General features: G+C 59.8%; 9 protein-coding genes and 1 pseudogene. 1 reads left to right on the top strand and 9 read right to left on the bottom strand.

Going from position 1 to position 14,208, the window contains the following annotated elements:
- Positions 1-36 precede the first annotated feature (36 nt).
- The 9 genes and pseudogenes from ABIB91_RS36235 to ABIB91_RS36195 all read right to left on the bottom strand — a co-directional run bounded on the left by ABIB91_RS36235 (position 37) and on the right by ABIB91_RS36195 (position 12,553).
- A pseudogene (locus ABIB91_RS36235) lies at positions 37-1,078 on the bottom strand (IS630 family transposase).
- Positions 1,079-1,357: 279 nt separating this feature from the next.
- The gene (locus ABIB91_RS36230) at positions 1,358-2,248 is read right to left on the bottom strand and encodes a serine/threonine protein kinase (RefSeq protein WP_279682258.1); all 891 of its coding nucleotides are present in this window, start codon (positions 2,246-2,248) and stop codon (positions 1,358-1,360) included.
- A complete protein-coding gene (locus tag ABIB91_RS36225) occupies positions 2,245-2,544 on the bottom strand; it encodes a hypothetical protein (RefSeq protein ID WP_354171589.1) in 300 nt (99 codons plus the stop codon). Before ABIB91_RS36225 ends, ABIB91_RS36230 begins: the two co-directional genes overlap by 4 nt.
- Positions 2,545-2,554: 10 nt before the next feature.
- The gene (gene tssM, locus ABIB91_RS36220) at positions 2,555-6,115 is read right to left on the bottom strand and encodes a type VI secretion system membrane subunit TssM (protein WP_354171587.1); all 3,561 of its coding nucleotides are present in this window, start codon (positions 6,113-6,115) and stop codon (positions 2,555-2,557) included.
- 13 nt (positions 6,116-6,128) lie between these two features.
- Positions 6,129-6,836, bottom strand: coding sequence for a type IVB secretion system protein IcmH/DotU (icmH, locus tag ABIB91_RS36215; protein WP_354171585.1), 708 nt, complete (start codon positions 6,834-6,836; stop codon positions 6,129-6,131).
- A gap of 188 nt (positions 6,837-7,024) precedes the next feature.
- Positions 7,025-8,365: a type VI secretion system baseplate subunit TssK gene (tssK, locus tag ABIB91_RS36210; protein WP_354171583.1), complete on the bottom strand. Its 1,341-nt coding sequence runs from the start codon at positions 8,363-8,365 to the stop codon at positions 7,025-7,027.
- A gap of 75 nt (positions 8,366-8,440) precedes the next feature.
- Entirely contained in the window at positions 8,441-8,947 is a 507-nt protein-coding gene (tssJ, locus tag ABIB91_RS36205; protein ID WP_354171581.1) for a type VI secretion system lipoprotein TssJ, read from the bottom strand.
- Positions 8,947-10,680 (bottom strand): type VI secretion system-associated FHA domain protein TagH, encoded by a 1,734-nt coding sequence (gene tagH, locus ABIB91_RS36200; RefSeq protein ID WP_354171579.1) that lies wholly within the window; start codon positions 10,678-10,680, stop codon positions 8,947-8,949. Before tagH ends, tssJ begins: the two co-directional genes overlap by 1 nt.
- Before the next feature lie 1,426 nt (positions 10,681-12,106).
- Positions 12,107-12,553 (bottom strand): papain-like cysteine protease family protein, encoded by a 447-nt coding sequence (locus tag ABIB91_RS36195; RefSeq protein ID WP_354171647.1) that lies wholly within the window; start codon positions 12,551-12,553, stop codon positions 12,107-12,109.
- 145 nt (positions 12,554-12,698) lie between these two features.
- On the opposite strand from ABIB91_RS36195, the gene ABIB91_RS36190 reads away from it, so the two are divergent.
- A complete protein-coding gene (locus ABIB91_RS36190) occupies positions 12,699-13,973 on the top strand; it encodes an IS256 family transposase (protein ID WP_317245153.1) in 1,275 nt (424 codons plus the stop codon).
- The last annotated feature ends 235 nt before the right edge of the window (positions 13,974-14,208 follow it).

Genomic DNA, 14,208 nt, shown 5'->3' with positions numbered 1-14,208 from the left:
CTCGTACGTGTCGCTCATATACAGAGATCGCTTGATCTAATGTCGTGAATCTAACGCTTGTTTCGCCCGGGCGACTTTTCGAAGATTTGGCTCGCAGACTTGGTTCCAGACGGACGGTTTGGGATCGGCATAGTGGTTTTCCAGGTATTGCATGATGGGGCCTTTCAGCTCAGCGACGCTCCCGCGGCGGATGCGGTTTCGGGGGATTTCGGCAAAGAAGCGCTCAACCATGTTGAGCCAGGACGCCGAGGTGGGCGCAAAGTGCATGTGGAAGCGCGGATGTGCCTTGAGCCAGCGTTTCACGGCCGGGGTCTTATGCGTGGCATAGTTGGCGACGAGGAGGTGAAGGTCGAGACCCTGATCTGTTGGTCAATCAGCTTGGAAAGCGCAGAAACTCCCGATGCTGATGGCGTGCCATGCACGCCCCGATGACCTTGCCGTCCAGCATGCTGAGCACTGCAAACAGCTCCTGTGCCATCGTGCTTATAGTCATGGGTCGTCGTTCCGGCGCGGCCCTTCATCATCGGCAGGCCAGGCTGAGGGCGGTCGAGGGCTTAAATCTGGCTCTTTTTCATCGACTCAGAGAACCAGCGCCTGTCCGGCGGATCGAGATAGAGCCAGATCATATCCTCGACCTTCGCGGCGAAGTGCTTGTCGCGCGAGACCTTGAACGTGTCGATGCGACTTCAGCCCGCCGCACGCCAGATCCGTTGATCCCTTGGACGCTGCTGTAGGAAATGCCGGCTGCCGCCGCCATGCTGCGCCGCTCCAATGCGTTGCCTTCGAAGGCCTCTCGTGCAGCGTCCGCACCACTTTCTTGATCTTCTCAGGGCTCAACCGCTTGACGCGCGAAGGCCGGGTTGCGTCCTTCAAAAGCTTGTCCGCTCCCTTGCCAACATAGCGGCGGCGCCAGCGGCGTATTGTCAGAAGGCTCTTGCCCACGGCCGTCGCAATCGCTGGCCAAAAGCACGATCTGCGCTCTCCAAACCACCTTCTGGGGCGCGTTCCGGTTTCGGACCAGTCCCTCCAATCCTTCGCGATCAGCACAGCTGATCGAAATCCGTCCGATCGTCCTCATCGGCCCAGATTGGCAGGTCTGAGCCGATTCGTGAATCGTTCGTCAGCATCGGAACACTAGCCGGCCAATTCCAATACGGGTCAGCCGCGCCATAATCCGAGCGCCAAAACTTCCTCCGCGGCTATCGAACAATTTGAACTGCGGCGTTTCAGCGAATTCTGGCAGCGGAAAGAGATCCTCTCTCCAGTTGCCGATGAGCACCCAAAAGAGCGAGACTGTGCGCTCCTCATGACGTCGCATTCGGGCTTTTTCTGCGAGTAACTTCGCGCGCGCCTACTCTCACTCGGACATTGGCATACGCTGACCGCACAATCGGTAGAACCAGGGCGGCCGACCAAGACTTTGAACGAACTCACCGACGGTTTGTATCCGGTCGCGGCGATTTAGGGCAAGGCCCGAAGCGAGCACCCGCCATTGCGCTGACGAAATAATCGGGGACTGCGCCGGTCTGAGATTTGCCTTGAGTGCTTCGTCGGCCGGCCACCGCGCATACGGGTGCTTGCCGGTCAGGGCCAGATACGCGACCACCGCGAGAGAGTAGACATCGTCACTTTCCGCCCGTGGCTCACCCATCAGCATCTCTGGGGAAGCATAAGCCGGTGTCAGGAGTCCAATTTGATCCAGCACAGCTTTCGCCCTGTCGCATTGCGGCGGGCCGCCCAGCGTGACGACTGTCCCAAAATCCACAATCTTGATCTCGCCCGTCGAGGTCATGAAGATGTTTCCCGGTTTGAGGTCACCATGGACGATACCTAAGTTGTGCATGTGGGTGAGCCCCTGCCCGGCGGCGTTGACGATATGAAAGGATACAGAGGGTGACAGCGGCTGTCCCTGACGATCGGCCAGGATCTGCGCTAGCGAGCGGCCTTTTAAGAGCTCCATGACCATGTAATGGTACTTGCCGTCGTAGTCGGAATCGTAGATTCGCACCAAATTCTGGTGCACGAAGTCGCGCAAAAGGCGCGCCTCGCCGTGCAGCAACTGCACTAATTTCGGGCGCATCTTCGAATGCGGTTGGATGACCTTCACTGCGACCTCGGGATTTTGCTCACGCGCCCATAGGCCGATCCGATCAATCGCGCGATAGACGGTGCTGGTGCCGCCCTCGCCGATGACCTCTACTAGGTCGAAACGACCGCCCAGCACGTATCCCAAGGCGGCCGTACTCACAATGCAACCTCGCCCAAACGTTCGACGATCGCACTCGCATCCTTGTTAGCCTGTTCCGCTGGAGCGCAAGGCAGGACGATGCCCGTCAGAATGTGGACCGCCAACAGTCCCTTGAGCTCCTGATACAGCACTTTCGTATCGATGCGGTTGCGGCAAAGCTGGGAAGTGTCGCGCAGCTCACTCGCCGCTACCGGGCGACGGCGTGCGAGCGTTGCGGCCGAGCTGAGCGCTCGCTCCACGGTGGTGCCACCGTCATTTTCGCGGCTCTTCCCAAAAACACTGAAAAGAACTCTCACGGCGCTCCTATCATAGGTGATCCGGACATTGGAACGAACGAAGGACATGTAAACTGAAGGGATTGCTTACACTTTCCGCCCGCAGTTCATAGGTTACCTTGGGCCGGTGAGATCCACCGATCGCGATGGTGAAGCGGTCGGGAGCGCCACGCGAGGCGGGCCGCGAGGCGTCGAGGAGACGGAAGAGAGCCCAAGGGCCTGAGCGCTCTATCTTCTCCTCAGTCCCATCCACTAAGACAAGGGTGATGGAGGCCGTGCTTGCATCGTTTCGAGTCGGCCATTCAATGTCGTAGGCACGGGACGGCTCATGACGATAGACGATCTCCCTGCCATCCATGACAAAAGTCGCGCGGAGCAGTTTGGGGGCGAGGTAGACCGGCTTGATGCTGAACTTCACGGCCGGTGCGGCGCCAGAACCGCTGAAGAAGGACTTGCGAATTTCTCGCGCGCGCTGAAATTGAGCCAGAGCATCCGCATGGATCGGCGCCGCCGCGCCGTCAATCGTCGCCGGCTCAAGGCCGGTCCTGCCCTCGACGACGAATGGCGACAGGTAATCCTGAAAAAAGTCATCGAGGATGCCAGCGGGACGAAAGAGATCGCTGAAGTCCTTTAATGTTACGTCCTCGGTCGCTCCCGAGAAAAATGGATAACGCTGGTAGATGCCAGTTTGGCAGACCGGCACCACTTTCCACATCCAAACGGCATTGAGATGCCCGTGGGCCTGTTGAAGCAAGACGCTCCATGTTGAACGCGCGATGTCGTTCATGATGGTCCGGACCAACTCGGGTTGTAGCGCCGAGTCGGCGCGCAAGGTGCCGAAGGCATCGTTGTTCGGGTCCTTGACGCGCCGCTGAACGAGCTGAAATGCGGCCTGGCCGGGATCCGGTGCGGTCGCGATACCGGCCACCGTTGCATACAGACCGCCGAAAAGATCCCGGATGCGATCCATACCGGCCGGCTCTCCCGAGGCCCCGCCTATGCCGAGTTGGACCAGAGGCCGGAAGGCTTCCGTAATTCGTGTTCCCGGCCAGGAACCGTCGCCGGGTGCCGCAGAGAACATGCTGACCGCTGTCTCGCCCGCCCTGGCCGCGTTCTGCTCTCCGGGCGGCGGCAGGTTCGTATTGTCGCGCACGAGGGAAATGATCTGCTGCAGGGTGCTTTGCGGGCCGGCCAACCCGCGCAGGATCCCCGAGGCGCGCTGCATATCGTCGAACTTGCGGACGCGGACGCTGCTCAGCGCGTTTGTCCAAATGCGAATGTAATCGGCAACATAGCGATCGATGACCTTGCGCACCACCTGCTGTGTATCCGCCTCGTCGAACGAGCTACCGGCGAGGACCCAGTCGCCGCTTTGCTCGTCCTGGACGATGATTGGAAGCTGCGGCAGCACGAAATCGATCCAACCATCTCGTGTGAAGATGCCCGGGATGATCGCAGTGCCGTCCGAAGAAGGTAGCCCTTGCTGGTCAAAAGTAGGGAGCACAGCCTGGGGTTTTATCTCAAGCTGGCCCGCCCCCAGTAGACTGACCAGGTGGATTGGCCGGAGCTGCGTGTTCTGAGCGCCTTCGCGCAAAAGCCGGGCGTAGATCTGCTCGACCGGGGGACGTTCCATCAGCCGCGAGCCCACCGCAACTACGAATGTCCGGTCACTCGCGATGGGCTTCGGCAGCAACTCTATGAGGCGTGAAAAATGCTCCATTAGCTCGCCCGCTGATGTCTCGTCGAGCGCAAATGCACGCGCCACTTCGCTACGCGCAGCCTGTTCGACTTTGCCGCGATCGAAATGCCTCGGATCGCTCAGCCTCAAATACGTGCGGAACATTTCCTTGGCTTGGTCCAGCAGAGCATCATTGCCAATACGCGATAGGTCTTCGATGCGAAAGGCAAGCCTGCTGGCAAAAACCGGCAGCAGGCGATCGACCAGAATCTGATCATAGGCCTGTTGCGCAGCTGGCACGAGCACCGGGGTCGCCGAAATTCCGACGGCACCGAGCCAAGTGTACCAAGTGTTCTCGCCGGCAGCCAGACGCAGCCGGCGCGCGGCATTGAGGGTCGGCAAGAGCTGCTTCAGGTCCAGCGGCTCGCGTACTTCCTTGAGGCGTCCTTGCAGTGTCTGTGCGGCCATTTTGATTTCAGTGATGCGCGCTTCGCTGCGGGCGAAGGCGTCGTACCACTGGGTCAATGCGGCTACCGCCAGTATGACCGCCGCGAAATAGCCACCATAGTGCTTCATCGCGAGCTTGCATTCGAGTTTGAGATTGCGGCCGACCAGTCCCTGCTCGGCAAAGATCACGTCGGCCAGCAACTGCTTGATGAAGAATCCCTTTCCCGGTCCGATTGACGACGTGGGCAGGACTGCGCGCAGACCGCAATTCCTTCTGACCGCAGCGCTGATCCTCTCAATCGGCATCCCTTCCTGGGCAGCACTTGTCAGGTAGATTCCGCGCAGCATCGGTTGTACTTCGACGCGGCTCGACCGGAATACCTCGCTCACGAAGCCAGCGACCGCGGTCCGGATGCTCCGCAACTCTTTCGGAAATATATACATCATTGCACGACGATTGGGATTACGTTCGTCATGCATGCGAAAGGCTAATTGGCCCTCGAGCCGCTCGGCAAGTTCCTCGATCTCACGGGTTACGACGTCATCAATGTGATCGCCTGGCCCCTCGAGAGGAAAGGTCTTGCCCCAGACCTGCGCGCGGCCCTCATCGTCGAGATCGTCGAAATATTCAGCGAAGCCAGGCACGAGATCACACTTGGTCACCACAACATAGACCGGAATGCGCATGCCAAACGTCTTCAGAAGCTCCTGTATCCGCGATCGAATCGACTGGGCGAGCCTGCGCCCGTTCTCATGGCGCATCAAGAGATCGGACAGGCTGATCGCAACCAAGATGCCGTTGATCGGCCGCCGGCGTCGATGCATTGTGAGAAGATTGAGAAAGCCGTGCCACGCCGCACGATCGACCTCGGCATCCGTATCCTGGCTCGTGTAACGACCTGCCGTGTCGATCAAGACTGCTTCTTCGGTAAACCACCACTCGCAGCTTCGCGTGCCGCCGAGGCCCGCCACCGGGTGGGCGCCGAGCCGTTCGGCCAACGGAAATTGGAGGCCCGAGTTGCGCAGGATCGTCGTCTTGCCGGCGCCCGATGGCCCAATGATGACGTACCAGGGCAATTCGAAGAGAGAGCTTGGTCCGATCTTGCCGGCGAACACCTCATCGCGCAGGACCTTAAGCGCGTCCTCGAAGCGTGCCCGGATCAGCTCGACCTCCTCCTGACTACGATTTTTGGAGGTCGTGACGAGGCCTTCGCTCTCCATCAGCGACTTGATGACCCGCCGGTTGGCACGGCGCGCCAGCCAAGAACGGACAAAGATGATGACGACCACCGCCAGAAAGAAGCAGGCGATTGTGGCGGCGCGAACAGTCACCGAGCCGAACGGATGTTGACCGAACAGGTCAAGGTAAGGCCCGCCTACCCAAATGAACGCGCTGACCAGCAACAAGGCGATCAGCGTGGTGATGCCTCGAACCGAGAAGAGTGCCGCGAATTGAGCACCAAACATCTGCACCTCCACATTAACGCCGCCCGGACTGCCCGATCACGAAGAGCAGCTGCTCGAGGGGCGCGAGTTCGTCCGATAGTCGCCAACGGACGAAACTGTAGCCGGTCAGCATAACAAAGGCGGCAGCGACGAAGATGGTCCACAATGGCACGTAGGGGCGCACGCCCGTACGTACTTTGATGCCGCGCCATCGGATCGATAGTTCGGCGGGTGGTGCCCTGGTATAGCCCCGCAAGAGACGTTGAACGTCGGAACGCAGGTCTTCAAGCCGTTCGCGCCCCCCTTCCATCACGCGATATTTGCCCTCGAATCCCATCAACAAGCTGATGTTGATGAGCTTAAGCAACGCGAGGTACTTGGCCGGCTTTGCCTGGACGCGCTCGAGTATTTGGAAGACCTTCTCGCCTCCCCACGTCTCGTTGTGGAACTGGTTGAGCAAGCTGTTGTCACTCCATGCGCTTTCACCGCCCCAGCGCGTGGTCATTACCGCCTCGTCCAGCAGCGCGCATATCACGTAACGGGCGGCTCTTATATCGCCTCCGCCCGCTTCTTCTTTGGTGGCACGCTCCTCGAAGCGACGGATTTGCTCGACAATCCCGCGACGCAGCGCGGAGATATCGGCATTGTTGACGACACGAAGCTGCGCGACGACCAAAAGGAGCGGGGTCGCGGCCGCGACTAAGGCGTCCTCCACTGCCTTTGGCTCGAAGAGATTTTGCACAACTATCTCGGTATGGTCTTCTGCCCATACCTCGTCTGATTCAAATACAGGCGACGACGTATGAGGACCCGTTGGAGCCGCGACCTTCGGTGCAACGAAAGCGCAAGGTTGCCCGCTTTGAGTGTTACGGGTTGGACCGACTGGCCTTCGTCCAATGACTGTTGGTTCATCCATCTGTTTCGAGCCCATCACGCCCGTTTTCCACGGATGGCCCAGAACTCGAGGTGGAGATCCGAGTAGTCACCGCTGGCGTGGAAAGCAAAGGCCGCCGAGCGCGGCAAGATGCGCCACAGCTCCACCGACTGGTCCAGTTCGAAATAGACAGCATTCTGGATGTAAGGCAACTCGCGTGGCGCCACCGCGAGGGCGCGAATCGGAACACCCGGGAGTTGAAGATTAACGAGATCGCGAATCTGCTCGACCGAGCCTACTTTCATCTGCGCCGGAAGCTGGTTACGCAACTTCTCGGTCGGTACGCTTCCCACAGCGACGAGAACGAAACGAGCGTTCTGGAACAAGGTACGGTCGGTGATCAGCCCAATCAGGATGCCGTAGCCTCGATCCTGCAAGGGGAGCGATATTGCGGTGCTCTCGATCACGAAAGACAGCAGCTTGTGCAGAGTATCAGACAACGGCGTGAAGCAGCTCTCGAGATCCTCATGCCGATAGGGAGGCATCTCTTGCGGTGGGCGGCGGTCGCCAACGAAACTCGACAGCTGCCCTGCAAGACCAAGCACCGCGCGGAAGAGGGTTTCAGGATGGTGCCCACGTGTTGCTGCGAAGTGGTCGAACTCGGCTTCTGCCCCGTTCACAATCGACAAAGTGATAAGATCAATCAGTCCCGCTCCGTCTGTCGTCGCGCGCGAGGGATCCGCGCGCGCAGCAAGCGCCTCTGCGCGCGTCCGCAGCAACGATCTGGCCTCGTTCAACAGCGCGATGAGCGGCTGGACTGCATGAATGTCGATGGCCGGCGGAACGTAGGTGTCGGATAAAGTGATCGCACCGGCCGGAGCGATCTCACGGATGCGGCAAATAGGAAGCGTGATCAGATCACCCTGTTCCTCGCCGTCGAACATGAGATGTGTTATTAGCGGCGCAACCCTGATGTCGATCGGAGCCTTTTCCGGCGCGCTCGCATTCCGGACCTGCAAGACCTCCTGATCGTGGCGGCGCGCAAGTGCATCCCCGGAAGCGACGTCGCTGCCGGCCTGCCGGCGTGTACCCACCGTGATCTTGACCAGCAGGTTTCTCGCCGCGGGTGGAGGGATTCGTCCGATCGGAAGGCGGACATGCTCAGGTAAACGAAGGGCCGTGCCGTCGGGCATAATGGCTTCAAGTTCAGTCAGGGCGACTTGGCCAAGCGCCAGAAGATTGCGGTCAAAGGCAATTTTTCGAACGCCCCAGCCGTAGCCGACCAAACCAGCAACGCGGTTCTCGACCAGTTGCTCGATCCAGCGGTCGTACTGCTGAAAGTGCTGCGGCCGCACCAACATTCCTTCGGACCAGATCGGTTTGCTTGTCGTAGACACTATTTCAAGCGCCTCTTCGCTGAGTTTGCCAATGATGTATCTGCCCGGCGGCCGTAAGCGGTCACCACGAGCCGGTCAGAAGATTTTCCACCAGTTTCGGCTGGCCTCCTCCTCGATGGTAACAGCCTGTGCGGTCAGTTTGACCAAAATCCTATTGTCACGATCAGGCTTGATTTCGGCAGTTGTGCGCCACTGCGCATCGTTGCCGGAGAAGCCGGCAATCACACCGACACTTCGAGTCTCGATCGGCGTGTTGCGTTCGAAATCGACTCTACCGCCAGGGGACAGCTCGTACTCACGCGTAGCCACCAGATCGGGGCCGAGGCGTTTGGCACCATCGTCGAACAGCTCAAAGAATTGCGCTTGCGTGAAACTCGCGGTTGACTTCAGCTCATAGATACGGACCACAACCGGCGACGGTTTGCCGTGCGCGTTTGGATTGACGAGCTCATCGGCCTCGATCACGAATTTGATTGGCGTCGTCTTCGAGCTCTTATCAGTCGAACAACTGCTGGCCGCAGCAGCCAACAGCAATGCACCGGCAAGGGCGGACAACCGCTGAGGTGTGTTTGACGGCGCCATTACGCCGTTTTCCCTGCATTCTGGCCAGGCGCGGAGAATTGCGATTCGTAGCTTCTAGCAAACTCTTCAGCGATGTAAGAGCGAGCAGTTCGGTCAATGTCACTGATCATGGATGCGTGCAGTTCCACAAATCTGTCCCACAATTTGGCCTTAGTGATGCGTGTTCCGAACAGCCCGCTATTAGCACCGTCGCTCTCGATACGCTGAGGACTCATGTGTGTTAGCACATTGCTGACCGCCCCCCTCATCGCCGCTATGGCCGCGACTTCATACGCCTTTATGTCGTCGAAGCCCGCGCGTACAGACCGGGAGAGCAGCAGGATTCCGTGATCTTTTGCGAGCGCCTCGCGCAGGGCGTGACTGCTCTTCATGAACTGTAATGCATTGTCGTTCCCAGCGCGTGTCTGCACCGACCCGATTTGGCACTCATTCTCCACCGTGGCCCGCGCCGTCAGGATCGAATGCAGGCCGTTCGCCATCTCGGCGATCGCACGGCCGAGTTCGGCAAAGAACTCTTGATGCTGCGCTGGTGGCACAAGGTCCGGACTGAATCCGAGCGCGTCCCAGAACGCCTGGAGTTCGTCTGCGTCGGATGGAGAGGTCGCCGGCAACTGCGGCGCCCTGCTCCTTGTCGCGTTGCTCACCTCGGGAGAGGCGACGACGCGTTGCGCAGCAGCTTCCTTCAGGCTCGCCAGCCGATCAAGGTCCCGCTCATCGAGCGAGGGCGACCTCGAGCCAGGATCCCGTAATTTCCCGAGATCATTCGTCGAGGGAGGAGCGAGCTGCTTCGGCGCGATGTGCAGCGCTTCGTTCGATTTATCGAGACGCGCATTTTCTCGCTGCGAGGGCACCAATGGCATCCGGCACGAGGCGGCTCCCGGCAACAGATCGCTGAGGTCGAGGTCCTCGGGAATGGGTGATGCAGGTCGAGCATTCGACGGTGCACAACTTTCATCCGAGAGCGACCGTGGAGGCGAATTCGATGGCTCGACAAGCGGGGCGGCCGCCGACGACAACAGAACTCGTGGAAGTTTGCCCAACGGATGCACGTCCGCGATGGCCGAGCTCGAGGGCCGCGGAGGAACATCTGCCAGCACATTCGGCTCGACAGAGCCTGTGTCGTTGGCGAGCGTTTCGTCTTCAGGCAAGCACAATGGATGAGTCGCTCGGGGCGAAACGACGGCTTGCGGCTTCCCTTCCGCAGCTGAATAGGAGAACAATTCGGTGTTAGCAGGCGCCATTAATGGGTCGAGTTGAACATTCGCAACGCCCTCTAGTAGTCCGCCAGTCGAATCATGTGCTGTTAGAACCTCTTGGGTGAGCAAAGGCGACGGCAAGGTCCGTGTTGCACCGCCGGGACGCACTGCGTTCGAGCCTGTCAGGCCGAGCCCTTGACGTTCCTCGACAGGATCGTTCTCAATCATGACAGAGATGATGTAATGCGCCATGTAGAGTGTATCGCCATCGGCCAACGGTGCTGTATTGCCACGTCCTAACGGCGCGTCAACGGTGTTGATGTAGACACCATTAGTGCTGGTGTCGGTGATGTTGAAGCCAATGCCATTGAATGCGATCAGTGCGTGGCGTGCTGACAGCGTGTTGGTTCGATCGGGAAGCTGCCAGTTGCAGCCGAGCCCCCGCCCCAGGGAGCCACCTTCTGGTCCAAACGCCTGTCTAGCGTTACGACCTAGCGGTTCAGCCTGCTCTCCGACGACTTCGAGTATGAGATGCATCCGGTCCCCTCAGGCTCACTCACTTAGCGCACATCAATATTCGATCGTCGCTTTAGACTTCCGTGCAGCACCATCGTTGACGTCACCTGTCCCGCGCCATTGGTGTGGAGCTGATTGACTGGTTTGGGCGCGTTTAGTGCACGAAGAGCGAAGATCTTTTCGAGCGTTCTCAGATCGCGCGGAGGACGCGCCGGCATTCTCTCTCAGGATCGAGGCACGCGGCCCTGAGGACGGAAGAGCATCGCTCGTCTTGCGCATCTGCGTGTACTCAGCCAAACAGTGTTGCCGGATCTCAATAGCAACGGCCGTGCCAATGGCATGCCCTCATTTAAGCGGCTGATTACGTATCGAAAACCTTGGGTTCGGCGAAAAGCGGCAGGTGTTCTCAACCTGACAGAAGCGCTGCGGCTGTTGGACACTGGACATTCTCAAACGGATGCTGTCTGTGTCGTCCATCGTTGCTGAATCGGTAAGCGTCGCTTCCACGCCGGACGCACGCGGTCCGACACCGGAATTGTATCCTCAATCGATGAAAGGACGAAGACCTGCCAGACCAAGACGGCTCGGCGGTCCGGCGATCTACGTCTTTGGCGAGTTTCTCGACGGCCGCGTTATCGGTGACTTCAGGCACTGGGCTCGATGCCTTCGGTAGGTTTGTTGATGACGCACTTGGCGCGACATCAAGTGTTGCAAGCAAGAGCGTTGTACTATCGCGCGCGTACGATCGCTGCGGCACTCCACGCATCATCTGCAAACTGGCTGCTCGGCATCGAGTGCCTGGATCTGATTTTCGTCGTCGTTGCTGAGCAATTGCTCACTTCGGGGAGCCACGTCCGGTCGGGACGTTCCGCGACAGGCTAAAGGCTATTCGAGCTCCGGCGCGCTGCGACAAAGCCGTGCAATGATCTGCCCACCGCTGTCAGCCAGAACAGCGCTCGCTATGGCGGAAACCTCATTCGCTAATCCTCCTTTTCTTATCGCGACGGTTGGTGCGAAGCCAGTCGTGTCACCCGCGAAACCCGCTTTGAGCGACCATTGCGCAGCTAGCAACCGCAATGCTACGGACGCCCAAGGCCTCACGGCGGCTGACCCTCCTGCAGTTGGGTCGAGCCGCGAAAAGACCTGGCCCGAGCAACCGGTCGCAAACGAGTTGACGCCTTTGCCGCAGGGTTCCGGCCCTCCTCCGCGACGATCCCACGTCCCGTGTCGCGGGACGGGGCGCTTGACTTGCTTGAGTACCGCTCGCGTCAACCGTATGCGATGAAGGGAGGCAAAAAGCAGCGCTCTTTAACGCCATGCCCGGCCAACCACTCGCGCCCTCGGCGGCGGCTTCCGGACTTACATGTCGCCAATCGGACACGAAAGCAGGACTGAGGTGTCTTCGCTCGGGGTTCGCAGCGGAGAGCCCTGCGGCCCCGAGGGGTGTTCACAGCCAATCGCTATTCTTGACGAAAAGGTCGACGAATAAAAAATCACAGAAGTAGATCACTCCACGCGCTGGGTAAGACGGATCATTGTAGCACAACATGTTTCCTATCAGACCAGTCAACACTACTATATGCCCATTCGGTTGTATTTCGTTCCCGGAGCGTGACGGCAGACGCAGCGCAGCCCAGATTGGCCCTCGTGTGGTCAGCGTCTCTGCGATAAAATCACGCGTAAATCCGTCATCTGGCTTTTCGAGCCTCTCTAATTCTTCGGTGCGCGCCAACCAATCAAACTGGTAACCGTTGATGCCTACGTCAGCCCGCCAAACGGACGGCAGACCCAGCCGAGGCCCCGGGCGAAAGTAGTACGACAGCATACAAGCGCAAGCATACCAACAATTGTCATTCCCATGCGGTCGTATATTTCCGGCATAGTTTCGTCGCATGTTCAATTGACCGTCATAGTCATGTTGTTGGCTGACCAGCGGAACAGGGGATGTCCCGGGTTCTGTTGAATTTCTGAAGAGGTCGGCGTTGCCCACCTTGAGCCGGTAGGCTCGGGGTGCTGATTCCACAAAGGAGAGCAACGCCATGACGAGAGATATCACACCGGCTGGTTCGCCGGCGACCGGGGCTGTGGACGAAGCGTTTGCAGAAGTGCGGGCGAGCTTCGATCGGTTCTGCCTTGCGGCAGGGATCGAGGCGCTCGGCACGATGATGGAGGCGGATGTCACGGCGGCCTGCGGGCCGCGCCACGATCGCGACGCGGCGCGGCGGGCGCACCGTTGGGGCCGAACGCGGGGACGGATCGGCTTCCACGGCGGCAAGATCGAGGTCGAGCGCCCGCGGGTCCGGGGCGTGGATGGCGGCGAGGTCACGATCCCGAGCTGGGAAACGGCGGCGCAGGAGGATTGGCTCGGTCGCTGGGCGATGAACCTGATGCTGATCAATGTGTCGACGCGCCGGTTCGGCCGCGCCGTCCGGCTGCCCGAAGGTGACGTGCCGGCACCGCCCGGATCGGGGGTTTCGAAGTCGGCGGCCTCGCGGAGGTTCGTAGCGCTGTCGGCGGCGCGGCTGGCTGACTTCATGGCTGCCGATCTGTCCGCGCTCGACCTTCTGGTGGTCCAAATCGACGGGCTGCATCTCGGCGACGATCTCGTGCTGGTCGCCGCGATCGGAGTTGACGGCGAAGGCAACAAGCATCCGCTGGCGCTGGTGGAAGGGGCGACCGAGAATGCCGCAACGGTTCAGGCCCTGCTGGACAACCTGGTCTCGCGCGGGCTCGACCCGACGATGCCAAGACTGTTCATCGCCGACGGCGCGAAAGCGTTGTCGAAGGCGATCCGCCGCACCTTCGGTTCGGCCGCTGCGATCCAGCGCTGCCAGATCCACAAGGCGCGCAACATCATGGAACGCCTGCCGAAAGAGCATCATGCGCCCACCCGTCGGGTGCTGCGCCAGGCGTGGGAGCTCGATGACGCCGACAAGGCTGAAAAATTGATCCGCAATCTCGCGCGTCGCCTCGACCAGCAATGGCCCGGCGTCGCGGCCAGCATCCTCGAAGGCCTCGACGAAATCCTGACTGTCGTCCGGTTGAAGCTGCCGAAGGAGCTTCGTCGATCGCTCGCCTGTACCAACATCGCCGAGAACATGATGGGCACCATTCGCCGCGTCACGCGCAACGTCAAACGCTGGCGGGATGCCGGTATGGCCTTGCGATGGGTCGCGGCCGGCATGATCGAGGCCAACAAGGGCTTTCGACGATTGAAGGCGCATAAGCAATTGTCGGTTCTGCGTGCAGCCCTTCAAGCTCACCACGATCGCATGACGATCAAGCCCGTTGCCCACGTCTCGAGGGCCGCGTAACATTCATCCCGGCAACGTCGGCCCGACGTAGTTCAACACCGATCGGGACATCCCCGGCGGAACATCCAGCACTACGTTTAGCACCTACAGTTCTCCCAAATTTACCAGCGAACTACGCAAAAGGCGTGCCGAACGGCTTTAGTCGTCCGTGAACAAGGCTCTAAGCGATTGAGCAGGAGTCAGTTTTCCGGTTGCGGCGGCATTTGAGATTGCAGGGATTGGGGGCTTGAGGCCC

This window comes from Bradyrhizobium sp. JR4.3 (assembly GCF_040547695.1).
GTDB classification, from domain to species: domain Bacteria; phylum Pseudomonadota; class Alphaproteobacteria; order Rhizobiales; family Xanthobacteraceae; genus Bradyrhizobium; species Bradyrhizobium canariense.
This window is presented reverse-complemented; position numbering and strand designations above follow the sequence as displayed.